We start from the raw sequence: 24,180 nt of genomic DNA, 5'->3' as shown, positions 1-24,180 counted from the left end.
CATCGTGAAACCCTGCACCGATGTCGCGCGCCTACTGGCAGCTGTGGACCTCATCCGGCCTGTCCAACCTCGCCGACGGCATACTCAAGGTCGCGCTGCCCCTGGTCGCGGTCCAGTTCACCCGCTCCCCGCCGCTCGTGGCCGGCCTCGCCGTCGCCGTCACCCTGCCCTGGCTCCTGTGCGCGCTGCCGGCGGGCGCGCTCGTCGACCGCCTCGACCGCCGCCGCGCCATGCTCGCCGCCAACGTGACGCGCGCCGCGCTCCTCGCCGCCGTGACCGCCGCCGTCCTGCTCGACTGGGGCTCCATCTGGATCCTGTACGGCGCCGCCTTCCTCATCGGCACCGCCGAGACCGTCTACGACACCGCGGCCCAGTCGATCGTCCCCCAGATCGTCCCCCGCGAGCGCCTCACCCAGGCCAACGGCCGCCTCTTCGCCGCCGAACTGACCGCGAACCAGTTCATCGGCCCGCCACTCGCCGGCCTGCTGGCGGCGGCCGCGGCGGCGCTCGCCTTCGCCACCCCCGCCGCCCTGTGGCTGCTGGCCGTCGCCGCCCTGTTCCTCGTGCGCGGCTCCTACCGCGTCGACCGGGCCGAACCCGCCACCCTGCGCGCCGACATCGCGGCCGGGCTGCGCTACCTGTGGCGGCAGAAGGTGCTGCGCCGGCTGGCGGCGCTGACCGGCCTGTTCAACTTCGCGAGCAACGCCACGACGGCCGTCCTCGTCCTGTACGCCACGGGCCCGATGCGCCTGCCGGAAGCCGGGTACGGCCTGCTCCTGGGCACCATCGCCGCGGGCAGCCTGGTGGGCTCGCTGATCGGCGCCTGGCTGGAGCGGCGGCTGGGCCGTACCCGGACACTCTTCGTGGCCTTGCCGGCCGGTGCGGTGCTCATCGGCGTCCCCGCGGTCACCACCAGCCCGTACCTCGTCGGCGTGGGCTTCTTCGTCGGCGGGATCGGCATCGTGGTGGCCAACGTGGTCATGGTCTCGCTACGCCAGCGCATCACCCCGGACGCGATGCTGGGCCGGGTCAACAGCTGCTACCGGCTGATCGCGTGGGGCACGATGCCGCTGGGGGCTCTCATGGGCGGCCTGCTCGCCCAGCAGATCGGCCTGCGCCCCCTGTTCGCCGTCATGGCCGTCGTCGCGCTGACCGGCCTGACCTGCGTACGCGCCCTCGACACCTAGCCTTCCAGCTTGCGGAGCGTGGACTCGAGCCAGCCGTAGGCGATCGTCTGCTCCGCCGGCCAGGGCGTCTCCTGGATGATCGACACCAGCTCCCACAACCTGGCCGCCCGCGGATCGTGCTCGTCGAACGCGCGCAGCATCTCCTCCCGGCTCTGCCCCATGGCCGCCAGGATCCGCTCGAGAACCACCGCGGACTCGGGCGAGCCGGGCTCGACGCCGCCCTGCGCCGCGGCCAGCGCCTCCCGCATGAGCTGGGCGTTCGCCTCCTGCCAGGCCTCGAGGTCGATGTCTCCCTCCCAGAAGTCCTTGCTCTGGCGGCGCAGGCTCTCCCGGTAGTCCTCGTCGGCGAGCAGGTCCGCGAGCTCCAGCCAGGCGTCGAGCTGGACGGTGGTCGGCTCCTCGGGCAGTTCGGGAAGCATGCAGTCGCGCAGGTTGGCCAGCCACTCGTGCCGGGCCTCGATGCCGCCGCCCACCTCGTCGACGAACTCGTCGAGCAGCAGCTCCATCTCCGCCGTCCCGACCCGGCTGAGCGCGTGCAGCCTGCGCAGATCGTCCTCGGCCGGATCGCCGTCCCTGCCGAGCGTCGCCCTGAGCACCGCCCTGGTCCGCTGGAGCGACTTGAGCTGGGTCTCGACCGCCTTGAGGTGCAGGTCGAGCACGTTTCTCAACCGGCGGTCGCCGAGCGAGCGGATCGTGGCCAGGTCGACCCCGATCTCCCGCAGCGTACGGATCAGCTCCAGGCGGGCCCGGTCCTCGTCCCCGTAGATCCGGTAGCCGGAGGCGGTCCGCTCCCGCTCGGGCAGCACCCCCGAGTCGGAGTAGAAGCGGATCGTCTTCACCGGCATGCCGGTCAGCTTCGCCAGGCGGCCGATCGTGTACGTCATAATTCCCTTGAGTCTCCAGTTGCTGGAGACTTTAGCGTACCCGACATGGCGAAGAACAAGGTGACCAGAGTCGTCACCATGCACCTGGAGGCCGGCGGGGCGAACCCGGCGAGCGTCGGCAAGGACCTCGGCCCGCTCGGCATCAACCTCATGGAGTTCTGCCGGCAGTACAACGCGCAGACCCAGGACCGGCGCGGCTTCGTGATCCCCGCGGTCATCACCGTCTACGAGGACCGGTCGTTCGAGTTCGCCACCAAGCAGCCGACCACCGCCTCGTTGATCCGCCGCGTCACCGGCCTCGACGGCGGCAGCCCGCGCCCGGGACACGTGAACGGCGGCTCGATCACCCGCGCCCAGCTCCGCGAGGTCGCCCAGGCCAAGCTCCCCGACCTCAACACCGCCGACCTCGACCAGGCCGAGAAGATCATCGCGGGTACGGCCCGCTCCATGGGCCTCACGGTCCGCGACTAGCGGCGTCGCGGGTGCTTCAGCCACTCAAGAATCGCCTGCGTTGTTTCTTCCGGCTTTTCTTGCTGGATCCAGTGACCGCAATCCAGGCTGACCACCTCCACGTTCGGCACGAAATCCGCCAGCCTTTCGGACTTCGAGACCAGATCCCGGTCGCCATAGATCATGAGCGTGGGCTGTTGGATGATGGGGTTCACGTCCGCCAGCAAGCGCCAGTTGCGGTCAAGGTTCCGGTACCAATTGATACTGCCGGTGAACCCCGTCGACTCGAAGGCGGAGACGAAGACGGCCAGTTCGCTGTCGCTCATCACGGGCTCACCGAGTGGCGTCTCCGCCCTGGCGAGATCGATCAATGCCATACCCGGCTGCTGCTCGTTCTTCCGGTACAGGTTGCGAAGGAACCGGGATGTGTTTTCGTCGAACACGGCGTCAGCCACGCCTGGCCGCCGATTGAAGTGGACGAAATAGAAGTCGCCGCCGAGCGTGTCCTCCATGACTTCGACCCAGGGCTTGTCTCCGCGTTCGAGGTACGGCAGGCTCAGGTTGATCACTTTGTTCACCCGGCCGGGATGCAACAGGGTCAGTCCCCAGACGACTGCCGCTCCCCAATCATGACCGACGAAGACGGCATCTTCGTATCCGTAGTGATCGAGTAGTGCGATGAGATCGCCTGACAAATGTTCGATGTCATAGTCCACCACTTCGGCCGGACGGGACGAGTTGCCATAGCCTCGCTGGTTCGGGACGATGACATGGTAGCCGGCCGCCGCGAGGGCGGGCAGCTGATGGCGCCAGGAAAAGGCATGCTCCGGCCAGCCGTGGCAGAGCACAATGGGCTTTCCCGCATTCGGCCGGCCCGCTTCGAAGACTTCGAGTTCCACACCGTTGACCGAGACGAGGGTGGGCTCGGGGAAATCAGCTGGATTGAACATGGTATTTCCTCTCTTTCTTTGCGACGACCCCTGAGGGGCGTTCGCTCGTGTGTGTGACATGTTGCCGACCGAAACCGGTCACCCCACGACCGGTTTGATGTGAAACCGTGGACGTTGTGCGAACCGACCGGCTGGTGGCCGTCCTCCTCCTGCTGCAACGGCGCGAGCACGTGACGGCAGCGGAGGTCGCCAGGGAACTGGAGGTCTCCGAGCGCACCGCGCGCCGCGACCTCGACGCCCTGGCCATGGCCGGGGTGCCCCTCTACTCCATGCAGGGCAGAGGCGGCGGCTGGCGTCTCGTGGGCGGCGCCCGTACCGACCTGTCCGGGTTGACCGCGAGTGAGGCCCGCGCCCTGTTCCTGGTCGCCGGCCCGGCCTCGGCCGCGACGCCCGCCGTGAAAGCGGCTCTGCGCAAGCTCGTCCACGCGCTGCCGGAACCCTTCCGGGCGCAGGCCGAGGCGGCGGCGTCCTCGTTGGTCATGGACCCGCGACGATGGGGGGCCAGACGGGTCGAGCACCGACCACCCCGCTTCCTCGACGAACTCCAGGACGCGGTGATCCGCGGCGTCCAGGTGCGGCTCGGCTACGTCGACCGCGAAGGCGCCGAATCCGAGAGAACCGTCCACCCGCTGGGCATCGTCGCCAAAGGCCCGTCGTGGTACCTCGTCTCCCACACCGAGGCCGGCCGGCGAACCTTCCGGATCGATCGCGTGTCGTCCGCCGAGCCGACCGGCGATCCCGTGCGCCGTCCCGAGGACTTCGACCTTGCCGAGAGCTGGCGCGAGATCGCCGACGAGGTCGACCGCAAGCGAACGCCCTTCGAGATCCAGGCGCTCTGCGCGCCCCAAGGGATCGGCCCGCTCCGGATAGGGTTCGGCGGCCGGCTCGAGGTGGGCGGTTCCACGACCGACGGCCGCGTCGAGGTCGTGATCCGCGGCCACGACGAGTACACGCTCGCCGGCGAGCTTTCCGGGCTGATCGAATGGCTTGAGGTGACCGGCCCCGCAAGTGTGCGGGACCACCTGGCCTCGATCGGCAACGCGCTCGTCGAGCGATACGGCTGAGACCGGCACGAGCGCTCGTCGAACGACCACAGGAGCGTGAGGCTCAGGTAACCCATGGCCGTACCGGCGCGCGAAGGCTCTAGGTCCGCTCTACCTTCCTGAGGAGGAACACCACCACTACGGCCAGCCCGAGCAGGACGGGGACGGCGATGGCCGAGGTCAGCCGCAACCCGTCGGCGAACGCGTCCCGGGCGAAGGCGACGAGCTCGTCGCCGGGCGGCCCAGGAAGCGACCGGGCCACGGCCAGGGCGGCCGGCAGCGTTTCCGCGGCGGCCGGCAGGTGGCCGGGGGCGGCCTCCGTCATGCGGCCGTGAAAGACGGCATTGACCAGGCTGCCTAGAAGGGCGATCCCCAGGGCGCCGCCCAGTTCCTGGGTGGTCTCCCCGGCCGCGGCCGCCGCTCCCGCCTGCGGGGGCGGAGCGGCACCCACGATCATGTCGATGCCCAGCCCCGAAACCGGCATGAGCCCCGCGAACAGCAGCACCGACCCGGTCACGACGACCGGCAGCCCGGCCGACGCGTCCGCCTGGGTGAGCACGGCGAACCCGGCGGCGGCGACGACCAGCCCGGTCCCGAAGATGTAGGCACGGTGGATCCTCCCCGCGAGCGCCGACGCGACGAAGATCGCGACGGTGCCCGCGATGACCAGGGGCAGCCCCCACAGCCCGGCCGTGAGCGGGGACAGGCCCAGCACCATCTGCATGTACTGGGCCATGAGGAACTGCGTGCCCAGCATGAAGATCACCGTAATGGTCAGCGTGCCCAGCGAAACGGTGAAGGCCCGGCTGGCGAACAACGACAGATCCAGCACCGGATGGGCGAGCCGCCGCTGCCGCCGTACGAACGCGACCCCGGCGACCAGCCCCAGCACAACGGCGGCCGTGGGCACCGGCGCGAAGCCGTCCTTGGCCATCTCCTTGATGCCGTACACCACCGCCAGCGCCGCCGTCAGCGACATCACCGCGCTGGGCAGGTCCAGCCGGGCGGGCCGGGGATCGCGGTACTCGGGCAGCAGGATCGGCCCGAGTACCACCAGCAGCACCATGACCGGCACCGCCGCCAGGAACACCGACCCCCACCAGAAGTACTCCAGCATCACGCCACCCACCAGCGGGCCCACGGCCCCGCCCGCCATGAAGCTGGCCATCCAGACGGTGATCGCCGTCGTACGCTGCCGTGGGTCGTGGAACATGACGCTGATCAGCGACAGGGTGGCCGGGCCCAGCGCCGCCCCGGCGAGACCGAGCAACGCGCGGGCGGCGATCAGCGTCTCGGCGGTGGGCGCGTAGGCGGCCAGCACGGAGGCGATCCCGAATGTGGCCGCCCCGGCGAGCAGAACCCGCCGCCGCCCGATCCGGTCACCCAGGGCGCCCATGGGGATCAGCGCGCCGGCGATGAGGAAGCCGTAGATGTCGGTGATCCAGAGCAGCTGGGAGGCGCTGGGATCGAGATCGGCGCTCAGGCGCGGCATGGCCAGGTGCAACACGCTCATGTCGATCATCACGAGCATGGCGGGGAGCGCGAGGACGGCCAGCCCCGCCCACGGCTTCCACCCCGTTTTGGATGTGTCAGGCATGGCCCCAGACCCTAAGAGCCGGGCTTACTCAAAGTAAGGACGTACCCGCAGGTAAGCCGCGTGCCCTGAAGGTAGGAGACCAGGAAGCGCCCGGCATGCCCGGCCAGCCGAGTGACGCATTCAACACCTTCTCCCTCCGGGGGTGTCGAATGGCGTCGGGCGCGTTCGTAGCCAAGATGAGAGACCGATCCGTTCCGAGGAGTTCGCCATGAAGAAGTACCTGCTCGCCGTCCAGTTCGACGAGAGCGCGCCGTCGCCGTCAGAGGAGGAGATGAAGGCGCAGTTCGCCCGGACGGACCAGGTCACCGCCGACATGCGGTCCGCCGGTACGTGGGTGTTCGTCGGGGGCCTGCTTCCCTCGCCCGCGAGCACGGTCGTGCGCCCCGCGGGCGGCGCGAGCACGAAGACCGACGGCCCGTTCGCCGAGACGAAGGAGCAGTTCGGTGGGTTCTGGGTGATCCAGTGCGACGACCTCGACCAGGCGCTGTCCTGGGCCGAGAAGTGCGCGCTGGCCTGCGGGTCCCCGATCGAGGTGCGCCCGTTCGCGGACGCGCGGTGGGCGTGAGCGCGGATGGATCTGGACCGCGTCTACCGGGCCGAATACGGCCGGTGTGTGGCCACGCTGACGCGCCTGCTCGGTGACATCGGGCTGGCCGAGGAGGCCGTGCGGGACGCGTTCGCGACAGCCGTCCAGAAGTGGGACCGGCCGCCGCCCAACCCTGGCGCGTGGATCGTGACCACCGCCCGCAACCGGGCGATCGACCGCATGCGCCGGGAATCCACCCGCGAGGCCCGGCACGCGCAGGCGTTGCTGCTGCACCAGCCCGACGAGGCGAAGGAGGTGGGACCGGTGCGCGACGACCAGCTCCGCATGATCTTCACCTGCTGCCACCCGGCGCTGTCGCCGCTCGCCCGGACCGCGCTCACCCTGCGCCTGCTCGGCGGGCTGGAGGTGGCCCGCCACTGGGGCGCGATGGCCGCCGACCCCGGCGGCAACCCCATCGCCATCGCCCTGAACACCAAGCCCAAGTACGTGGCCTCCACCACCCTCACCGAAGCAACGTGGCCGGACACCACCATCCTGTCCACCGACCTCATCGCGAACCTGAAGGCCAGGCCGGGAGGCGAACTGCAGGTCCACGGCAGCGGCACCCTGCTCCGCTGGCTCCTCGCCAACGAACTCGTAGACGAGATGAACCTGCTCATCAGCCCGGTGATCCTCGGCCAAGGCACCCGCCTGTTCCCCGACATTGGCCGGGACATGGCACTGGACCTGGTGGAATCGCGCTCCACCCCGAAGGGCATAACCATCCAGACCTACCGCCCCAGCGGCCGCCCGCAGTACGCAAGGGCCGACGCCTGAGAGTTCCATTCGCTCCATATCTCAGCGTCACAAGATCTTCGTCGCACAGCTCGGTGGCCACGGAAAGACTTTCCTGGACCGCGAGTTCTCGCGATGAGACTTCATAGAGCCGGCACTTGAGCGACTCGTAGTGAACTTTCCCTACGGTCTGGCCATGCCCACCCTGTCGAAGGAGAATCTCCACCGGAAATGGCGTTTTCATGTCTTCGTCGTCCACCAGTCCGACCCAGGTCCCAAGGAAACGATCCGGGATCCCGGCCATATGTCACGGAAGAAGCAGTCGGCCAACCATTCCGGTGCAGGCCCACTTACCACATGATCGAACTCTTGAACAAGGCCAGCCGCAAGATCGCTTTCCCACGTCCGCCGACATGTGGAACATCGTGAACGTCAGCTGCGACCTCCCGAACACCGCAAGCCATTGTTCGGATTACGGACCCGCAGGGGCCGGGCCTCTATGCGTCATCTATCGAACGCCCGGCCATCAGGTAGGGCAGCAACCATGCGTGCAGTCGCTCAGACTCGGCGATGATCTCCCGATGAGCGGTGATCTTGTCTTCGATCGAGCCAAGAACGTCGGAGACCAAGGACTGGACGTCATCCGGCGCGACCACAAAAGGAAGGTCGCCGAGTACCCGGGTGCTTAGGCTTGGGATGGCGGAAAACGGCGCATGTGCGCGAATCCAGCTGCGCGTTTCGGGATGAGCCAAGTAGCGAAGCAGGTATCCAGAGCTGATGGGACGGATCAGGCGCAGTCTCAAACAAGAGGTGCCGAGAACCCAGCCATCCTGTTCCACGCCAACGGCGGCAGCGCGGCCCAGATCGCCGGTCCGCACGCACACCAGATCCCCGGTCCGGACCCGATAGCGATGCAGCTCGGCCGCGGATTGGGGTGTGAGGGCCCGCGCCGCCTGAGGCGCCACCGAGAACCAGCTGATCTCGCCGGGCGACAGAACAGGCACGCCTCGCTCGCCAAGAGGCAGAAGCGAGACGGCGAGTTTGGATGGGCCGGCCTGGATATCGACGACCTCCCTCAGGGGCACTCTCGGCCACTCCGGTGGAAAGGCCCCTCGCACAGCTCGCTCCCGATCACTCCTTTTCAGCTGCATCCGTACCCGGGCATCGGCCAGCCGGGCCGAGCGCTCCGCGCGCTCCAAGGCATCCACCCGTTCGCTGAGCGTGTCGTCAACCGGTGTTACCTCACGGGCGATGTATTTGGCGGGTGTCAGGTCATAGTCGTTCTGCTGGATCTCCTCAGGCGAAACGACCTTCACCCGGCCCTGCGGTGCGGTGGACAGAAGCAGCGCGATGTCATCCTCGCTGAGAGTGCGGCGAGTCCCATCTGTGCGATGTCCGAGCTCGGCTCCGTCCACCATGACGACATTCCTGGTTGTGGCATCACGCCGCAGCACCCACAAAGTCACCGGAATCTCGGTATAGGGGGCGAACAGGCCGGCAGGCAGGGCCACAACACGTTCAACGGCTCCGGATTCCACCATCGCGGCTCTGAGATGCCGTTCGGCGCCACGCCGGAAGGTGGTGCCGTTCGGCATCAGGATTGCGGCGCGTCCCCCGATGTCTAGTTTCTCGTACGCGTCACACAGCCACGCGAAATCCGCGTGTCCCGCGGGTATGCGCCCGAAGAAGGAGTCTCGGGGATTACTGAGCCGACGTCCGAACGGAGGGTTGGACAAGATGACGGAAGCTCTCAAGGGTGCGGCCTCAAAGGCCCGGTTCTCGGTGATGTCCGCCGCGATTCCCCGGAGTCCGAGCATGGCGCGCGCCGCAGCCGCGGATTCGTTCCACGGTGTGTTCCCCCGGATTTGATCGCCCGCCACCTCTGCCGCCCCGACCAGCAGGCTTCCTGCTCCACAGCTGGGATCGAAGACCAATTCACCAGTCTTGATTCTCGCGATCGACACCATTAGGTCGACGACCGAACGAGGGGTGTAGAACTCTCCCGTTGACCGGGGTGCATGGTCGGACAGCATTTCCAGGAGCAGGTCGGTCAGCTCTGCCCATTCGGCGTCGCTCTGCGGGGACGGCAGATCATCCAGGCCCGCGAGCAAACGGCTGATGGAGGCAGCCTCGTGCTTGAGAGTGGATGGAACGACCCCATGGGTCTCAAGGAAAGGAGCGATCGCATCGATGGGGCGGCTCGCGGCATGCTGCGTTAGCGTCCCCCAGGCAGCTGGGTCTCGTATGCGCTTCGCCAGCAACTCGACCAAGACCGCAGGTGTGTCGGCCAGTGCCCGGAACCCTGGTGACTTGAGCAGCCTGGCCAATCGCACAGTCACCTGTTGGACCTCCGGATCGCGCGCTTCACGCTCGCTGCCGGAGCGCGAACCTTCATCCGAAGGAGCCTTCTGCAGCCAGCGCGAGAAGGACCCCGAAGTTCCGAATCCGTGCGCCTTCAACCAGGTCGCGATCTCCTCGGCGCGGAAGAGGCTCCGGCCGTCGTGTTCTACGGCCTGCGGGAAGGTGTCGGAGTGTCTACGCCGCCAGTTGCTGACCGCGGCACGGCTGACGCCGAGCGCTCTGGCGATATCAGCTGAGGAGATGAGGTGCACCAAGGCCCCCTAGAGGCGCGGGACGAGCAAGCCGGCGCAGACGTCGGCGCGGCGGGTCAGAACCTCGGCGACCCGGTCCATCTGCGGGAGCCTTCCGGCAGCCTCGGGCTCCACATAGCCGAGCATGCGGCAAAGCTTCGCGTAGTCGGCGGCGAGATCACGGCTGTGAACGGGTTCATGATGCATGATCCGGTTTCGGAACAGAACAAGTGATGTCAGACCATCGTGCAGATCGCGGCGTGTCTCGGAGCAATCGCGGAAGACCGCGTGCAGCGCCGGAACCCAGAGATACCGATCGTAGCGGCGGCTGATCAGGGATACCCAGAAGCCGAAAGTCAGTTCAGCGACGATGTCGTCTGACACCACAAGCCGACGGGAGCCCACATTGTCGGTGGCGTGCTCGGCAGCCTTACGGACGTGCCGAGCGCCATGCGACGACAGCGGTGCCGCCTCCCACCAGTCGGGCCTGCCGAATGTGACCGTCAGCGCACGGTGGAACGCGTTACGCAGGGAGACTTCGAGGAAGTGCAGCGGTCCGTAGAACGCTGCGGCAGCTTCCAGATTCCAGTAGTAGAGACGCTCGGCTTGAGCCGCGTCAGCGCCGGAGCTGCGCAGGTAGGGAGCCAGACGTGGGTCGGAGAGCGCCCGGCGCATCCACTGTGGCAAGTCGGCGTTCACTAGGACTCCTGGGCATGCTCGGCCGGAACACGACGTGATAGTGTGAACGGGTAAGCCCCGGGTCCGCCTCTGCTCCTTGAGCATGCCGCCCGGGGCACGGCCATTTCTGGGGCCGGAGTTGATCCCGTTGCGGGAAGAGTAGTCCTTGTGCTCACGGGAAACAAGCGCATTAGAAATACTCAGATGGTGTTAACACCCCGAGACGCAGCATCCCCTGGATCGCGGCGCCTTATGCGGAGATCTCGCCGGTCCGACCAATAGGTTCAGAGACCGGTTGGAGCGGAGCCAGGACAGACCCGTCGCCCGTGAACACGGCCAGACAAACTGTTCGCCACCGACCGGCACCACCCACGCCGCTAACCACCCTGTGGGCGAAAGCGCTTTGGAAGGCAGTCCGAGCGGAGCGAGGTCCGGCGCGGGGTCGAGCCCCCGGCTCGACTGGAAGAACGCGTGGAGCGAAGCGGAACACCATGCCCTTGGGAGAGCGCGTGGAGCGAAGCGGAACACCGTGCCTTTAGTGGAGCGCGGCTACAGCGGACCGCGTGGATACTCCGGTCAACGTGTAGAAGGCTTCGCTCAGGTTGTCCAGGAGGCGTTCTATGTGGGGCAAGGCCACCGGGTCTGTGCTTTCCAGGGCCAGCCATCGTTCCTCGTCGCTCTCGCCGTACAACATGCTGGTCGCCGCGCGGAAGCGGAGTGCCTTGGGGTCGTCGCCGAAGTGGTGGCCGCCCAGTACCGCCACCCCCAGCCGATCCAGCAGGTGGCGTTCGAGGGTGGCTGAGTCTCGGACTCCCAGCTTGGCCAGTCTGCCGCGGATCGGGGAGAAGTCCGGGTAGACGTAGAAGCCTCCGGTCGGCGGGCGGCCGGCCGCGCCTGCCTCTGTCATCACCTCGTGTACCGCCGCCGCCACCGCCCCGTGCAGCCGGGTGCTGGCCGCCAGGTGCCGCCGCAGCTCCGGTGGTTCCGACAGTGCGTACCGTGCCACCTCCTGCATGGGCCCGGCCAGCGACGACCAGATCTCGCTGGCCAGACCGATGACCCGGCTCTGCAGCGCCAGGCCGTCCACCGTGTCGGGAAAGCGGGCGAAGCCGATCCGCCATCCCCCTAGCGCCAGGCTCTTGCTGAGGCCGGAGGTGACGACGGTCCGGTCGGGGACGTACTCCGCCGGGCTGGTGATGCCGTCGCCGGGCGGGTGCACGATGTCGCGGTAGATCTCGTCGGAGATGACCAGCAGATCCCAGTCGTCGGCGATCTCCGCCAGCCTGCGCACGACGGCGGCGGGCGCGTGTGTGCCGGTCGGGTTGTCGGGCAGGGTGAGCACGATGGATCGGGGTCGCAGACCGGCTCGTCGTGCCGCCCGCAACGCGGGGACGAGCCGGTCCGGGTCGGGTACTCCGCCGCACTGGGGCGGCACGGGCACGCCGACGACCTCGCGTGCGAACAGCCGTGCTTGTGGCTCGTAGGTGACCCAGCAGGGCCGGGGCAGTACGACGGCTCCCGGCAGGGCCGCCATCAGGGCGAGCAGGACGGGTTTGCTGCCGGGAGCCATGACGACCTGGTCGGCGTGGGTGCGCAGGCCCCGGCGGGTGAAGTAGCCGGCGGCGGCCTCGCGGCAGTCGAGTTCGCCGCCGATCTGGCCGTAGCGGTTCCTGGCCGCGCCGGCGTGCAGCCGGTCGGCGAGGAAGTCGGGCACGGGCAGCTGTGATTCGCCGAACCCCAGGTGAATCAGCGGCTGCCCGGCCCGACGTCTGTGGTTGACGAGTTCGTCGAGGGCCAGATTGGGCGAGGGTGGGAAGGCATGGGCGCTCATATCGTCCCTAGGTCCGGCGACGTGCTCGGTGTGCCGCCGCGTGGGCGCGGTTTCCGCAGGTACGGCTGTCGCAGTACACCCGGCAGCGGTTGCGTGAGGCGTCCACGAAGACCCGGGAGCAACCTTCGGCGGCGCACGTCCGCAGCCGGGTCTGCTCACCGTGGACGAACAGGTACGCGAGGGCGAGCCCGCAGTCGGCGGTGAGTTGTTCTGCCACCGGCGCCTCCCCGGCGTGGTGCTGCAGGCGCAGCCGCTGGCCGTCGTACTCGGACAGCCGCAGGGTGAGCCTGGTCCGCCCGAGCAGCCTGTTGAGGCGCTCGACGCCCTGGTCGGGCGCGATGAAGACGTGGTGGAACTCCTCCCGCGAACCGCGCACGGCTTCGAGGTCGGCCCCGGTCAGCTCGTCGGGGTATCCGACCTGGCGGCGCTCGACGAGCGCGACCAGGTCGGCGACGGTGACGAGCTGCGTGTTGACCAGGTCGACCGCCGTGGCCAGCGAGCGGATCAGGTCTTGGCTGAACAGCATGCGTTCTCCCGGCCGGAAAGGAAGGATTAGCCGATGAAAGGATTAGGAGATGTACGTGAAGTACGACCGGAGGGCCGGCATGAGCACCTTGAGCGGCACCCGGCCGTAGACGCCGAGGGCGAGCAGCAGGTTGTAGCGCAGGTTCTGGCGCGGCATGCCGTGGCGTACGGCGGCGATGCCGCGCAGGGCGCTGACCTTGTCGTGCCAGTCGATGTTGAACGACACCGAGGAGCTGAGCGAGGAGACCTGGTGCAGGGTGCCGGGCGGCATGTAGAACAGGTCGCCGGCCTGGACGTGTGCCTCCATGACGCGCACGCCGCGGAAGTTCGGGTGGCGGTCGTAGTCGGGGTCTTCCGGGTTCACCTCGGCCCAGCGCCAGTTGTAGGTGTAGCAGCGGTCGCGGTCCTCGTTGGCGACCATGACGAAGCGCTTGCTGCCGTCGAGCTGGAAGAACAGGTTGTGGGTGAGCAGGGTGTCGAAGTGCAGCGTGGTGACGGCCTGCGAGGGGCCGACGAAGAACTGCGGGAAGACCGCCCAGTTGTCGCGGAAGAACGCGGGGAACAGGTGGCCGGGGAAGGGTTCGAGGTCCTGCCGCAGTTCGGGGATGAACGTGAGCAGCGGCACGTCGTGCAGGTACGCCGGCCGTTCGACGTCGTCGGATCCGCGCTGCTCCCAGGCGGTGACGGTCTTGGAGTAGTCGTCGAGCCGGACGGTCGTGGTCTTGCCCTCGGCCACGCGCCCGGTCTTGAGCCGTACCGGCAGGTCGGGCGCGATCGAGGCGAGGTAGGGCAGCGACCAGCGCTGGGCGGCGGGAAGCTCAGCGAGGGCGCCGGGCATCAGGACGGGCTTCTTGTTGACGTACTCGGCGTAGAACTCCTCGGCGGAGAGCTGCGGCCGGACGTCAACCGGCGAGTACGGGCTTGTGATCGGCATGGCTCCTCCTGGTGGAGTCGGCGAGGATCGAACGGATCACGTCGAGCACGTAGCCGATGTCCTCGGGCTCGACTCCGTAGTGGGTCACGGCCCGGATCTGCCCGTGGCCGAGCTCGGCCAGCGCCACGCCCTGGGCCTGCGCGGCGGCGATGAACGTGGGGTTGTCCATGGTGAGGACGCGGAAGAAGACCATGTTGATGCCGGGCTCGGCGCGGTCGACCGCGATGCCGGGGATGGTCTCCAGGCCGTCGGCGAGCCGCCGGGCGCTCTCGTGGTCCTCGGCCAGCCGGCCGCTGTTCTCCAGGGCGACGATCGCGGCCGAGGCCAGGACGCCGGCCTGCCGCATCCCGCCGCCGAGCATCTTGCGCAGGCGGCGCACGTCGCGGATGAACGGCCCGGTCCCGACGGCCATCGAGCCGACCGGCGCGCCGAGCCCCTTGGACAGGCAGAACATGACGGAGTCCGCGTACCCGGCCAGTTCGGCGACGGGCACGTCGGCGGCCAGCGCGGCGTTGAAGATGCGCGAGCCGTCCATGTGCACGGTCAGGCCGTTCTCGCGGGCGAAGTCCGTGACCTCGCGCAGGTACGCCGCCGGCAGTACCTTGCCGCCCCGGTGGTTCTGCGGGTTCTCCAGGCAGAGCAGCGCGGGCAGGGCGAACTGCGGATCGTCGGAGTCGGGCGGGAAGGCGGCGGCGATGGCGTCGAGGGCCATCGTGCCGTCGGCGTTGTTGGGGATCGGGTGGTAGATCACTCCTCCGCATACCGAGGCCCCGCCGGCCTCGTACACGTAGATGTCGGATTCCTCGCCGACGATGACCTTCGAGCCGCGCGGGCAGTGGGTCATGATGCTGGCCAGGTTGCTCATGGTGCCGCTGGGCATGAAGCAGGCGGCCTCTTTGCCGAGCAGTCTCGCGGCCAGGACCTCCAGCGCGTTGACGGTCGGGTCCTCGCCGTAGACGTCGTCGCCGAGTTCGGCGGCCACCATCGCCTCCAGCATCCGCGGCGAGGGCAGGGTGAAGGTGTCGCTGCGCAGTTCGACTCGCCGCTTGGGGGAACTCACGTCGGCCTCCTAGCCGGGCGGGCGGTGCGGAAGAGGTGGGAGCCGCCGGCCAGCGCGGAGCATTCGCCGATCGCCTTCCCCAGCTTGGCGGTGTAGTCGGGGTCGGCCTCGTCGAGCAGGATGCCGAGCATGGTGCCGCTGTGCGCGGTGACGACGCCGAGGCCGCCGACGCCGCCGCAGATGCCGAGGACGTCGCGGAGCATGCGCTTGGGGTGCATCCGCTGGTGCATGGCGGCGCTCCTGCTGGCCACGTGGCCGATCTCGGCGGTGTCGCCGGCCGGGACCGCGACGCGCAGCGTGTCCAGGAGCCGCTGGTACTCCTGCCGGGCGGAGTCGGAGAAGCGCCGGTGGCCGCGGTTGAAGGCGACCGTGTCCACGCTGCCGCCCTCGTCGACGCCGACGATGGTCATGTCGGGCAGGTGGCCGAGGTGTTCGAGGAGCCGTACGTCGCGGTGGCGGAAGGCCACGGTGCCCGGGTACATCACGCCGTCGGACGGTTCGATCCTCCGCATCAGCTCCTCGATCTCGCCCGGTGTGGGCAGTTCGCCGAGCGCCCGGCCCACGGCCCACGCGGTGGCGACGAGGTCGGCGGAGGAGCTGGCGAGCCCTTTGCCGATGGGCAGGTCGGTGTCGACGTGGAGGTCGCCGCCGCCGCGGAAGCCGCGGACCGTGAGCATCGAGCGGGCCAGCGACCTGGCCTTCTTCCGGTCTCCGGGGACCACCCGGATGTCGGTGGTCCGCCGGTCATAGCGGAAGCGGGCGGTGCTGCCCGCCTCGATCGGCAGGGTGACCAGGAAGTCCACCTGCGGGTCTACCAGTGCGCCTTGGAGCAGTTCGCCGAAGGTGCCGCACGCCTGTCCGGTTCCGAGAGCCTCGGAGATCGCCGGCACCTCTACGTGGATCGACACCGTTATTCCCAGGGGTTGTTGGCGGAGCGCCGCGATACCAGAAGCCGGAGAGTCCGAGTCAATTTGGCGGTGAACATGGCCTGCGTCTCCTTCGCCTCACCCGTTTGGGGCTGGTTCCTGTGGATCAACTGGCCTCAGGCTCAAGCGGGCGGGCATCGTCCCACTACCGTTTCGCTATCGCCCCGAACGCGCGGCGATAGTCGCAGGTCAACGTGGGTTTGGGGGGTAGGTTGCAAGATCCGGCTATCCGGTACGGCGGGCCGTACTCCTGCTGTGGACCAGGTCGAAGACGGCGGCGGCGAGCGCCACGGCCACGAAGGCGATGACCACCACGAGCCCGTGCCGGAACGCCGAGGGCCACCCGGCGTGGAGCGCGCCGAAGAAGATCGACCCGGTGGCGGCGATGCCGAAGGCGGAGCCGAGCCGCTGGCCGGTCTGGAGTACGCCGGCGGCGCTGCCGCCGTTGACCGGCGGCACCTCGGACAGGCTGATCGCCTGGTTGGGCGCGATCACGAGCCCGCTGCCGAGGCCGGCGATCAGCAGGGTCGGCGCGTTGGCCCAGCCGAGTTCGGGTCCGGTCCAGATGCCGGTGACCACGATGGTGGCGGCGAGTCCGGCGATGACGACGGCGAGGCCGACGGCGACGAGCAGCCGCCCGGCCCGCCCGACCAGGCGTCCGCCGGCGATGGCGGCCAGGGAGGAGCCGATGGCGAACGGGGTGATGGCCAGTCCCGCTTGGAGCGCGGTGTAGTGCAGGCCGTTCTGCAGGTAGAGGGTGTAGATGAAGAAGATGCCGGTGAATCCGGCGAAGTAGAACAGGGCGATGACGGCGCCGAGGCTGTAGGAGTGTTTGGCGAACAGGCCGAGCTGGATCAGCGGCTCACGCTGGTAGCGGCGTTCCCAGGCGACGAACAGCGCCAGTACGGCCAGCGCGGCGGGCACGAGCAGCCATTTGGCCTGCCCCTCCCACTGGTGCTGCTGCACGAACGGCAGGAGCAGGCCGAACACGCCGATCCCGAGCAGCAGCACGCCGACAGGGTCCATGCTCTCCTGCCGCCCCTTCACCCCGGGCGGCAGGAGCTTCCAGGCCAGCGGCAGCAGGATGACGCCGATCGGCAGGTTGACCAGGAACACCCACCGCCAGCCCTCCTCGTGCCCGAACGCGGTGACGAGCGCGCCGCCGATCGTGGGACCGGCCGCGGTGGCGATGCCCATCGTGGCGCCGAACGCGCCGAAGGCCCGGCCGCGCTCCTGGCCCTGGAACATCTGCTGGATCAGCCCGGACACCTGCGGGTTGAGCATGCCGGCCGCGACGCCCTGGACCAGCCGGGCGGCGATCAGCAGCGGCATGGTGGGCGCGAATCCGCAGGCGGTGCTGGCCAGCGTGAACAGGGCGACGCCGACCATGAAGACGGCCCGCCGGCTGCGCGCGTCGCCGAGCCGTCCGGCGGGCACGAGCAGCAGCCCGAACGTGAGCGCGTACCCGGACAGCGTCCACTGCAGGCCGTCCTCGGTGGCGTGCAGGCTCTCCTGGATGGACGGCAGCGCCACGTTGACGATGCTCACGTCGAGGCCGGACATGAACGCGGCCGTCAGGCAGACACCCAGGGCGGGCAGTCGTCTCACGCTGGGCCTGTGTCCGCCACAGACCAGGGGAAACCTGACATTCTCTCCGTTGGCTGAGCCGTGAGGTTGGCCTTACCGCCGGGCGGCAAGGTTCGACAGGTGAGCTCACGACAGCATGGACTGCAGGCGGTTCTCGGGCCGCTGAGCAGGGCGGCCGTCTTCACCGTGGCGACGGTGAAGCACGACGCCGCGGCCCGCGAGGCGGTCAGGTCGCTCTGCGGCGACCTGGCGGCGCTGCGGCGCACGGTCGGCTTCCGCAGCATGGACGGCAACCTGTCCTGCGTGCTCGGCATCGGCGCCGAGGCGTGGGACCGGTGGTTCGACCTGCCGCGCCCGGCCATGTTGCGCCCGATGCCCGAGGTGCGCGGCGTCCACCACGCGCCCTCGACGCCCGGCGACCTGCTGCTGCACCTGCGGGCCGAACGCATGGACCTCTGCTTCGAGCTGGCCGCGCTGGTCATGGACCGGCTGGCGGGCGCGCTGTCGAGCGTGGACGAGGTGCACGGCTTCCGCTACTTCGACGCCCGCGACCTGCTCGGCTTCGTGGACGGCACGGAGAACCCCGAGGACGAGCTGGCCGCCGATTCGGTGCTGATCGGCGAGGAGGATCCGCTGTTCGCCGGCGGCACGTACGTCACCGTGCAGAAGTACGTGCACGACCTGGCCGCCTGGAACGCGCTGCCCGTCGAGTACCAGGAGCGCGTCATCGGCCGTACCAAGCTGGCGAACGTCGAGCTGGACGACCAGACCAAGCCGACCTGGGCGCACAACGCGCTGACCGTCATCGAGGAGGACGGCAGGGAGCTGAAGATCGTGCGGGACAACATGCCGTTCGGCAACGCCGCGGCCGGCGAGTTCGGCACCTACTTCATCGGCTACTCCAGGACTCCGGACGTCCTCGACCGGATGATCACGAACATGTTCGCCGGTGACCCGCCCGGCAACTACGACCGGATCCTGGACTTCTCCACCGCCCTGACCGGCTCGACCTACTTCGTCCCGACGCCCGACCTGCTCGAACGGCTGGCCGAACCGCAGGCGCCGGGCGCTCTGGAGATCGGCAGCCTCAAAGGAGTCCCGCAGTCATGAACAACCTGCACCGCGAGCTCGCCCCGATCTCCGACGCCGCCTGGGCGCAGATCGAGGAGGAGGTGGCCCGCACGTTCAAGCGCAACCTGGCCGGCCGCCGCGTGGTCGACACCCACGGCCCGACCGGTGCCGACAGCTCGGCCGTCGGCACCGGCCACGTCACCGGGATCCAGCCGCCCGGCGACGGCGTCGAGGCCAGGCAGCGGGGTGTGGCGGCGCTGGTGGAGCTGCGCCGGCCGTTCGAGCTGAGCCGTGAAGCGATCGACGACGTCGAGCGCGGCTCCGGCGACTCCGACTGGCAGCCCGCCAAGGACGCCGCGACCGCCCTCGCCATCGCCGAGGACCGCGCGATCTTCCAGGGGTACGGCGCCGCCGGCATCACCGGCATCGTCCCGGCCAGCTCGCACCGCCCGATCCCGCTGCCCACCGAGTTCACCGGCTACCCGGAGGCGATCGCCCAGGCGCTCAGTGCCCTGCGGGTGGCCGGCGTGGACGGGCCGTACACGGTCCTGCTGGGCCCGGAGGCGTACACGGGCGTCACCGAGACCAGCGACCACGGCTACCCGGTGCGCTCACACATCGAGCGGATGGTGGACGGCGACATCATCTGGGCGCCCGCGCTGGCCGGAGCACTGGTCCTGACCACCCGCGGCGGCGACTACGACCTGCACCTGGGCGAGGACCTGTCGATCGGCTACCTGTCGCACACCGCCGACACGGTGACGCTCTACCTGCAGGAGTCGTTCACGTTCCTGCCCTTCACGAGCGAGGCGGCGGTCCCGCTGGCCCAGCGCCAAGGTTGACGGGCAGGGCGGTGAGCCGCACGCCCATGATGCCGCCGTAGGTCCGCTGGCGCAGCTCGCCATAGGGTACGGCGAGCCGGGCGCCGGGGAAGTCGGCGGCGAGAACGTCGGCCACCGCGCGCAGTTCGAGCTGGGCGAGCTGGGCCCCGACGCAGAAGTGCGCGCCCGCGCCGAACGTGAGGTCGGGGCCTGGCTCGCGGCCTGGATCGGCGTTGATGCCCTGGATGTCCACCAGGACGGGCGAGCGGGCGGGCACACGCTCCCCGGCGAGCTCGATCTCGGCGGTGGTGAACCGCCAGAGCGTGTAGGGCGCGGGCGGGTGATCACGCAACGTCTCGCGCACAAGCTCGTCGGCACCGGCCGGAGCGGTGAGTGCGCGGGCGACCAGGAAGCCGAGCGCGGCGTCGGTGGTGAGCTGGCCCGCGAAGATCAGCCCGAACAGGTAGTAGAGAAGCTGCTCGCGGGTGGTGCCCTCCGGCACGCGCTCGCGTAGTTCGGCGGCGAGCCCGCCGCGCGCGCCGTCCAGTCCCGCCTCGGCCAGCCGGGCGAGCTCGGCCATCGCGCGGCCCTGCGCGCCCGGCTCGGGGTCGAACATCAGCCTGCACGCCTCCGTCGCCGTCCCCACCCGGTCGAGCGGGATGCCGAGCAGGTCGAGCAGGACGGTCAGCGGGTAACGGACGGTGAATCCGGCCGTCAGGTCGACCGGTTGCGGCCCGCCGGCGAGTTCGGTCAGCAGTTCGCGGGCCAGCTCGTGGACCCGATCGGACTGCGCGGCGATCCGCCTGGCGTTGAGCAGCGGGGCGTGGGCGCGGCGCAGCTCGGTGTGGGCGGGCCCGTCGAGCGTGGTGAGTGACGGCTGCGCGGCCGCGGGCGGTTCGAGCGCGGCACGCCGCGGGTCCCAGCTCTCCGGCGCGTTGGCCGGGTCCTTGGCGATGCCGGGGTGGGCCAGCACCTCGCGGGCCAGGCTCTCCTCGGTCACGATCCAGACCGAGCCGCCGTACGGCGCGGCCACCTTCACGATCGGCCCCGCGGCGCGCAGCGCTTCGCGGGCGGGGTCGGGGTCGGCGAGGCCGCGGATGCTGGGGGCGAACGGGTCGATCATCGGCACTCCAGAGGTCGAATATACCTCCACCATAAAGTATCTCTACAGTGAAGTCATCTCCCGTAGGCAGCCAGAAAGACGCGCACCCCCTCGTCGGCGTAGTGGTTCAGCTCCTTCTCGTCGTAGAGCGCCGCCTCGACCGGCAGGGACATCGCCCTGTTCAGCGGGATCGACAGCACCAGCCAGTTGAAGTGCTGGGCCGCCAGCAGCGGGTCCGGCACGTCGAGCAGCCCGCGCCGCCCGAGCGCCTCGAACCACCCGGCGAACAGCGCGCTCGATCGCACCGGCCCGTTCTCGTACCAGGCCCGCGCCAGGTCGGGGAAGCGGTCCGCCTCGCCGATGAGCACGCGGCGCATGCGCAGCAGTTGCGGCTGCATGACCACGGCCAGGTGCATGCGCGCGTACTCCCGCAGGTCGCGCTCCAGGTTGTCGGTGCCGGGCATGGCGGCTTCGAGCGGGTGCGTCTCGACCTCGATCTGCGAGATGTCGAGCGTGATCAGCTCGGTGAACAGCCGCTGCTTGTCGGCGAAGTGCTTGTAGACGGTCTGCTTGGAGACCTCGGCCATGGCGGCGATCTCGTCCATGCTGGTGCCCGCGTAGCCGTTGCGCAGGAAGAGGGTGCGCGCGGCGTCGACGATCGCGCGACGCTTTCTGGCGGTGCGTCCGTTGTCCATGGAGAGATGGTACTGGACGGTCCAGTACTGAAGCGAGTACTGTACCGTCCAGTACCGAAGCCGAGGAGATGAACATGCCCACCTTGAAGACCCCCGACGGCACGCTGCACTACGAGGTACGCGGCCAGGGACCGCTCGTCGTCCTGTTCGGCGCGCCGATGGACGCCGGGGCCTTCGCGCCACTGGCCGACCTGCTGGCCGGCGACCACACCGTGCTGACCGCCGACCCGCGCGGCATCCACCGCAGCGTGCTCGACGACCCCGGGCGCGACTCCACCCCCGCCCTGCGCGCCGCGGACCTCTCCCTGCTCCTCGCCGAGGTCGACGCGGGCCCCGCGGTCGTGTTCGGCAGCAGCGGCGGCGCCGTGAGCGTGCTCGCCCTCGCTCAGGCCCACCCCGAGCGGGTACGTGCGGTGATCGCGCACGAGCCGCCCCACTACACGCAGCTGCCCGACCGCGAGAAGCTCGACGCCAGGATGGAGGACATGGTCGCCGCCTACGCCGCCGGCGACACCGCGACCGCATGGGCGATCTTCTTCGAGAACGCCGACATCCACCTGCCGGAGGGCGCCCTGGAGCACATGTTCCCCGCCGAGCCCGACCCCCAGTACGTCGCCGACGAGCGCTACTCCTTCCTGCACATGATGCGCGGCACCGTCCGCTGGGAGCCCGACGTCGCCGCGCTGCGCGACGGACCGGTCCGCGTGCTGGTCGGGCTGGGCGAGGACTCCGCCGGCCAGCTCTGCGACCGCGCCTCCAGGGCGCTGGCCGCCTCGATCGGCGCCGAGCCCACGATGTTCCCCGGCGGGCACGTCGCCTGGACGGAGGACGCGGAGGGCTTCGCCGTACGGCTGCGCGAGGTCCTTCGGGGTCTGTGACTTCCGCGGGGTTACGGCGGATGGAAAAGAATCGGTAAGGACGATCCGGCAGAGTTACCTCATCGAACCGAGAACAACCCCGAAAGAGGACGCCGGACATGCGTAAGCTCATCGAATCCACCTTCATGACCATCGACGGAGTCATCAGCTCGCCCGAGAAGTGGAGCTCTCCCTACTGGGACGAGAGCTACGCCGGATACGCCGCCGACCTGCTGTACGGCGCCGACGCCCTGCTGCTCGGCCGGGAGACCTACGAGGGCTTCGCCGAGGTCTGGCCGCTGATGGAGTCGTCCCAGGGCGAGTACGCCGTGCGGATGAACGCCCTGCCCAAGTACGTGGCCTCCAGGACCCTGAAGGAGACCAAGTGGAACGCCACCCTCATCGAGGGCGACGTGGCCGAGACGGTCGCCAAACTGAAGCGGGAGCCCGGCCAGAGCATCCTGAAGTACGGCACCGGCGAGCTCGACCGCACGCTGCTGGAGCACAAACTGGTGGACGAGTACCACCTCTGGGTCATGCCGGTCATCGGCGGTGAGGGCACCCGGGTGTTCGACGGCCTGGACATCACCCACCTGGACTTCGTGAAGTCGACGGCGCTGAGCTCGGGCGTCCAGGTGCTGGTCTACAAGCCCAAGGCATAGCCCGGCGCTTGGGCGAATACGGCAGCGTTGCTGGCTTTGCCCCGAACCGGTCGCGGCAACGACCTTCCCATGAAGGTCATGCCGCGCTCCGTTCGGGGCCGGGTGACGTTGGCCGCCACGCTCGCGGCCGCGATCGCGCTGGGCGCCGCCGCGGCCATCCTCGCCATGACCGTCCCCCGCACGCTCGAAGCCCAGCTCGCCTCCCGGGTGAACCAGGCCGTGCAGGCGCAGGCCGCCGACGCCCGCCGCGGCGACCTGCCCGCCGAGCTGTTCACCCCGCCCGGCATCGACCTCTTGCAGGTCATCGCCGCCGACGGCGCCGTCCTCGGCACCTCGACGCAGGCCGGCGACCAGAACCGGTTCGCCGCCCTGCCCGCCCCGGCGCCGGAACGCCTCACCACCACGTACGGCCGGCCGGACCTGCCCGAGGCGAGCGAGGAGTACTACATCGCCGCCCTGCGCACCACCACCCCCAAGGGCCTGATCACCGTGTACGGCGCCGAGGACGTCTCCGCCACCCGGCAGGCGATCGGCCTGCTCTACTTCACGCTCGCCGTCGCCCTGCCCGCGCTGCTGTTCATGGTGGGCCTGGCCGCCTGGACCGCGGTCGGCCAGGCCCTGCGCCCGGTCAAGCGGATCCGCACCCAGCTCGCCACCATCACCGCCGGTGACCTGGGCCGGCGGGTGACCGTACCGGGGACCGGCGACGAGATCGCCGCCCTGGCCACCGCCACCAACGACACCCTCGCCCGCCTCGAACGCTCCGCCGAGACCCAGCGCCACTTCGTCAGCGACGCCTCGCACGAGCTGCGCAGCCCGATCACCGCGCTGCGCACCCAGCTGGAGCTGGCCGTCGCCTATCCGGCGGACACCGACTGGCCCCAGGTGGGCGCCCGTTCGCTCGAAGCCGTCGACCGGCTGGCGGGGATCATCGACGAGCTGCTGCTGATGGCCAGGCTGGACGCGGGAGCCGTACCGGACAGGAGGCGGGTGGACCTCGGCGAGCTGGCGCGCGCACAGGCCGCCCGGCGGGCGGGCGTGCACGCGGACGTGGCGGACGGCGCCTTCGTGGACGGCTCCCCCATCCAGCTCGACCGGCTGCTGACGAACCTCCTCGACAACGCCGAGCGCCACGCCCGCTCGCGCGTCGACGTGTCGGTCGCCGTGGACGGCGGCGAGGTGGTGCTGACCGTCACCGACGACGGCAACGGCATCGCCCCGCAGGACCGGGAGCGGGTCTTCGAGCGCTTCACCCGCCTGCGGGAGGGACGCGAGCGCGACCAGGGCGGCAGCGGGCTCGGGCTGGCGCTGTCGCGGCAGATCGCCACGGTCCACGGGGGCAGCCTCACGATCACCGATCACGGGCCGGGCGCGCAGTTCCGCGCCGTGTTCCCGCTGGCGCCGTAGG

Annotated in this window: 23 protein-coding genes; 10 read left to right on the top strand and 13 right to left on the bottom strand. The window is 69.5% G+C overall.

The genetic code is table 11. The features are described from left to right. The first annotated feature begins 20 nt into the window (after positions 1–20). Complete coding sequence (locus tag ACFWYW_RS00725) at positions 21–1,187, top strand: MFS transporter (RefSeq protein WP_379608893.1); 1,167 nt, start codon at positions 21–23, stop codon at positions 1,185–1,187. On the opposite strand, the gene ACFWYW_RS00720 is transcribed toward ACFWYW_RS00725, so the two are convergent. Further along, positions 1,184–2,071 carry a MerR family transcriptional regulator gene (locus ACFWYW_RS00720; RefSeq protein WP_379608892.1) on the bottom strand — a complete coding sequence of 296 codons (888 nt, stop codon included), beginning with the start codon at positions 2,069–2,071 and terminating at the stop codon, positions 1,184–1,186. The genes ACFWYW_RS00725 and ACFWYW_RS00720 overlap by 4 nt on opposite strands. 45 nt (positions 2,072–2,116) lie before the next feature. Here ACFWYW_RS00720 and rplK point away from each other — a divergent pair, with 45 nt between their 5' ends. Continuing rightward, the gene (gene rplK / locus ACFWYW_RS00715) at positions 2,117–2,542 is read left to right on the top strand and encodes a 50S ribosomal protein L11 (RefSeq protein ID WP_379608891.1); all 426 of its coding nucleotides are present in this window, start codon (positions 2,117–2,119) and stop codon (positions 2,540–2,542) included. Here the strand turns inward: rplK and ACFWYW_RS00710 are convergent. Beyond that, positions 2,539–3,471 (bottom strand): alpha/beta fold hydrolase, encoded by a 933-nt coding sequence (locus ACFWYW_RS00710; RefSeq protein WP_379608890.1) that lies wholly within the window; start codon positions 3,469–3,471, stop codon positions 2,539–2,541. The genes rplK and ACFWYW_RS00710 overlap by 4 nt on opposite strands. A 107-nt stretch (positions 3,472–3,578) precedes the next feature. Between ACFWYW_RS00710 and ACFWYW_RS00705 the strand changes: the two genes are divergently transcribed. Then, positions 3,579–4,535, top strand: coding sequence for a helix-turn-helix transcriptional regulator (locus tag ACFWYW_RS00705; RefSeq protein WP_379608889.1), 957 nt, complete (start codon positions 3,579–3,581; stop codon positions 4,533–4,535). A gap of 79 nt (positions 4,536–4,614) precedes the next feature. On the opposite strand, the gene ACFWYW_RS00700 is transcribed toward ACFWYW_RS00705, so the two are convergent. Continuing rightward, on the bottom strand, positions 4,615–6,111 hold the full coding sequence (locus ACFWYW_RS00700) for an MFS transporter (RefSeq protein WP_379608888.1): 1,497 nt from the start codon (positions 6,109–6,111) through the stop codon (positions 4,615–4,617). 208 nt (positions 6,112–6,319) lie between these two features. Between ACFWYW_RS00700 and ACFWYW_RS00695 the strand changes: the two genes are divergently transcribed. Both ACFWYW_RS00695 and ACFWYW_RS00690 read left to right on the top strand, forming a co-directional pair. Further along, positions 6,320–6,676: a YciI family protein gene (locus ACFWYW_RS00695; RefSeq protein ID WP_379608886.1), complete on the top strand. Its 357-nt coding sequence runs from the start codon at positions 6,320–6,322 to the stop codon at positions 6,674–6,676. Positions 6,677–6,682: 6 nt separating this feature from the next. Then, positions 6,683–7,474, top strand: coding sequence for a dihydrofolate reductase family protein (locus ACFWYW_RS00690; RefSeq protein ID WP_379608885.1), 792 nt, complete (start codon positions 6,683–6,685; stop codon positions 7,472–7,474). 455 nt (positions 7,475–7,929) lie between these two features. Here the strand turns inward: ACFWYW_RS00690 and ACFWYW_RS00685 are convergent, their stop codons facing one another. The 8 genes from ACFWYW_RS00685 to ACFWYW_RS00650 all read right to left on the bottom strand — a co-directional run bounded on the left by ACFWYW_RS00685 (position 7,930) and on the right by ACFWYW_RS00650 (position 17,585). Then, positions 7,930–10,044, bottom strand: a complete 2,115-nt coding sequence (locus ACFWYW_RS00685) for an N-6 DNA methylase (RefSeq protein ID WP_379608884.1) — start codon at positions 10,042–10,044, stop codon at positions 7,930–7,932. 9 nt (positions 10,045–10,053) lie between these two features. Then, positions 10,054–10,722, bottom strand: a complete 669-nt coding sequence (locus ACFWYW_RS00680; protein ID WP_379608882.1) for a hypothetical protein — start codon at positions 10,720–10,722, stop codon at positions 10,054–10,056. Positions 10,723–11,236: 514 nt separating this feature from the next. Further along, positions 11,237–12,532 (bottom strand): pyridoxal phosphate-dependent aminotransferase, encoded by a 1,296-nt coding sequence (locus ACFWYW_RS00675; RefSeq protein WP_379620250.1) that lies wholly within the window; start codon positions 12,530–12,532, stop codon positions 11,237–11,239. A gap of 7 nt (positions 12,533–12,539) precedes the next feature. Next, positions 12,540–13,058 carry a CGNR zinc finger domain-containing protein gene (locus tag ACFWYW_RS00670; RefSeq protein ID WP_379620248.1) on the bottom strand — a complete coding sequence of 173 codons (519 nt, stop codon included), beginning with the start codon at positions 13,056–13,058 and terminating at the stop codon, positions 12,540–12,542. Between the two features lie 42 nt (positions 13,059–13,100). Beyond that, entirely contained in the window at positions 13,101–13,991 is an 891-nt protein-coding gene (locus tag ACFWYW_RS00665) for a cupin-like domain-containing protein (RefSeq protein WP_379620246.1), read from the bottom strand. Next, the gene (gene ltaE, locus ACFWYW_RS00660; RefSeq protein ID WP_379620244.1) at positions 13,960–15,051 is read right to left on the bottom strand and encodes a low-specificity L-threonine aldolase; all 1,092 of its coding nucleotides are present in this window, start codon (positions 15,049–15,051) and stop codon (positions 13,960–13,962) included. Before ltaE ends, ACFWYW_RS00665 begins: the two co-directional genes overlap by 32 nt. Beyond that, on the bottom strand, positions 15,048–15,959 hold the full coding sequence (locus ACFWYW_RS00655; RefSeq protein WP_379620242.1) for a hypothetical protein: 912 nt from the start codon (positions 15,957–15,959) through the stop codon (positions 15,048–15,050). Before ACFWYW_RS00655 ends, ltaE begins: the two co-directional genes overlap by 4 nt. Before the next feature lie 243 nt (positions 15,960–16,202). After that, positions 16,203–17,585 carry an MFS transporter gene (locus ACFWYW_RS00650; RefSeq protein ID WP_379620240.1) on the bottom strand — a complete coding sequence of 461 codons (1,383 nt, stop codon included), beginning with the start codon at positions 17,583–17,585 and terminating at the stop codon, positions 16,203–16,205. Between the two features lie 99 nt (positions 17,586–17,684). On the opposite strand from ACFWYW_RS00650, the gene ACFWYW_RS00645 reads away from it, so the two are divergent. Together ACFWYW_RS00645 and ACFWYW_RS00640 are read left to right on the top strand one after the other, a co-directional pair. Continuing rightward, the gene (locus ACFWYW_RS00645; protein ID WP_379620238.1) at positions 17,685–18,674 is read left to right on the top strand and encodes a Dyp-type peroxidase; all 990 of its coding nucleotides are present in this window, start codon (positions 17,685–17,687) and stop codon (positions 18,672–18,674) included. Then, positions 18,671–19,477, top strand: a complete 807-nt coding sequence (locus ACFWYW_RS00640; RefSeq protein ID WP_379620236.1) for a family 1 encapsulin nanocompartment shell protein — start codon at positions 18,671–18,673, stop codon at positions 19,475–19,477. The genes ACFWYW_RS00645 and ACFWYW_RS00640 overlap by 4 nt, the downstream gene beginning before the upstream one ends. On the opposite strand, the gene ACFWYW_RS00635 is transcribed toward ACFWYW_RS00640, so the two are convergent. Next, positions 19,434–20,579 (bottom strand): cytochrome P450, encoded by a 1,146-nt coding sequence (locus ACFWYW_RS00635; RefSeq protein ID WP_379620234.1) that lies wholly within the window; start codon positions 20,577–20,579, stop codon positions 19,434–19,436. The genes ACFWYW_RS00640 and ACFWYW_RS00635 overlap by 44 nt on opposite strands. A gap of 53 nt (positions 20,580–20,632) precedes the next feature. Next, complete coding sequence (locus tag ACFWYW_RS00630) at positions 20,633–21,253, bottom strand: TetR/AcrR family transcriptional regulator (RefSeq protein WP_379620232.1); 621 nt, start codon at positions 21,251–21,253, stop codon at positions 20,633–20,635. A gap of 74 nt (positions 21,254–21,327) precedes the next feature. Between ACFWYW_RS00630 and ACFWYW_RS00625 the strand changes: the two genes are divergently transcribed. The 3 genes from ACFWYW_RS00625 (at position 21,328) to ACFWYW_RS00615 (ending at position 24,179) form a co-directional block, all read left to right on the top strand. Then, positions 21,328–22,131 (top strand): alpha/beta fold hydrolase, encoded by an 804-nt coding sequence (locus ACFWYW_RS00625; protein ID WP_379620230.1) that lies wholly within the window; start codon positions 21,328–21,330, stop codon positions 22,129–22,131. A 98-nt stretch (positions 22,132–22,229) separates the two neighbouring features. Beyond that, a complete protein-coding gene (locus tag ACFWYW_RS00620; protein ID WP_379620228.1) occupies positions 22,230–22,772 on the top strand; it encodes a dihydrofolate reductase family protein in 543 nt (180 codons plus the stop codon). 78 nt (positions 22,773–22,850) lie between these two features. Beyond that, positions 22,851–24,179 (top strand): sensor histidine kinase, encoded by a 1,329-nt coding sequence (locus tag ACFWYW_RS00615; RefSeq protein WP_379620226.1) that lies wholly within the window; start codon positions 22,851–22,853, stop codon positions 24,177–24,179. The last annotated feature ends 1 nt before the right edge of the window (position 24,180 follow it).

This window comes from Nonomuraea sp. NPDC059023, from assembly GCF_042740095.1.
In the GTDB taxonomy this organism is placed as follows: domain Bacteria; phylum Actinomycetota; class Actinomycetes; order Streptosporangiales; family Streptosporangiaceae; genus Nonomuraea.
The sequence above is the reverse complement of the archived record's forward strand: the minus strand, read 5'-3'. Positions and strand labels throughout refer to the sequence as shown.

Bases quoted from the DNA above. Each gene is read 5' to 3' on its own strand.
- ACFWYW_RS00640 (WP_379620236.1), top strand. From the start codon at position 18,671: ATGAACAACCTGCACCGCGAGCTCGCCCCGATCTCCGACGCCGCCTGG.
- ACFWYW_RS00665 (WP_379620246.1), bottom strand. From the start codon at position 13,991: ATGCCGATCACAAGCCCGTACTCGCCGGTTGACGTCCGGCCGCAGCTC.
- ACFWYW_RS00695 (WP_379608886.1), top strand. From the start codon at position 6,320: ATGAAGAAGTACCTGCTCGCCGTCCAGTTCGACGAGAGCGCGCCGTCG.
- ACFWYW_RS00670 (WP_379620248.1), bottom strand. From the start codon at position 13,058: ATGCTGTTCAGCCAAGACCTGATCCGCTCGCTGGCCACGGCGGTCGAC.
- ACFWYW_RS00630 (WP_379620232.1), bottom strand. From the start codon at position 21,253: ATGGACAACGGACGCACCGCCAGAAAGCGTCGCGCGATCGTCGACGCC.
- ACFWYW_RS00690 (WP_379608885.1), top strand. From the start codon at position 6,683: ATGGATCTGGACCGCGTCTACCGGGCCGAATACGGCCGGTGTGTGGCC.
- ACFWYW_RS00635 (WP_379620234.1), bottom strand. From the start codon at position 20,579: ATGATCGACCCGTTCGCCCCCAGCATCCGCGGCCTCGCCGACCCCGAC.
- ACFWYW_RS00625 (WP_379620230.1), top strand. From the start codon at position 21,328: ATGCCCACCTTGAAGACCCCCGACGGCACGCTGCACTACGAGGTACGC.
- ACFWYW_RS00725 (WP_379608893.1), top strand. From the start codon at position 21: ATGTCGCGCGCCTACTGGCAGCTGTGGACCTCATCCGGCCTGTCCAAC.
- ACFWYW_RS00675 (WP_379620250.1), bottom strand. From the start codon at position 12,532: ATGAGCGCCCATGCCTTCCCACCCTCGCCCAATCTGGCCCTCGACGAA.
- ACFWYW_RS00720 (WP_379608892.1), bottom strand. From the start codon at position 2,071: ATGACGTACACGATCGGCCGCCTGGCGAAGCTGACCGGCATGCCGGTG.
- rplK (WP_379608891.1), top strand. From the start codon at position 2,117: ATGGCGAAGAACAAGGTGACCAGAGTCGTCACCATGCACCTGGAGGCC.
- ACFWYW_RS00620 (WP_379620228.1), top strand. From the start codon at position 22,230: ATGCGTAAGCTCATCGAATCCACCTTCATGACCATCGACGGAGTCATC.
- ACFWYW_RS00710 (WP_379608890.1), bottom strand. From the start codon at position 3,471: ATGTTCAATCCAGCTGATTTCCCCGAGCCCACCCTCGTCTCGGTCAAC.
- ACFWYW_RS00700 (WP_379608888.1), bottom strand. From the start codon at position 6,111: ATGCCTGACACATCCAAAACGGGGTGGAAGCCGTGGGCGGGGCTGGCC.
- ACFWYW_RS00615 (WP_379620226.1), top strand. From the start codon at position 22,851: ATGCCGCGCTCCGTTCGGGGCCGGGTGACGTTGGCCGCCACGCTCGCG.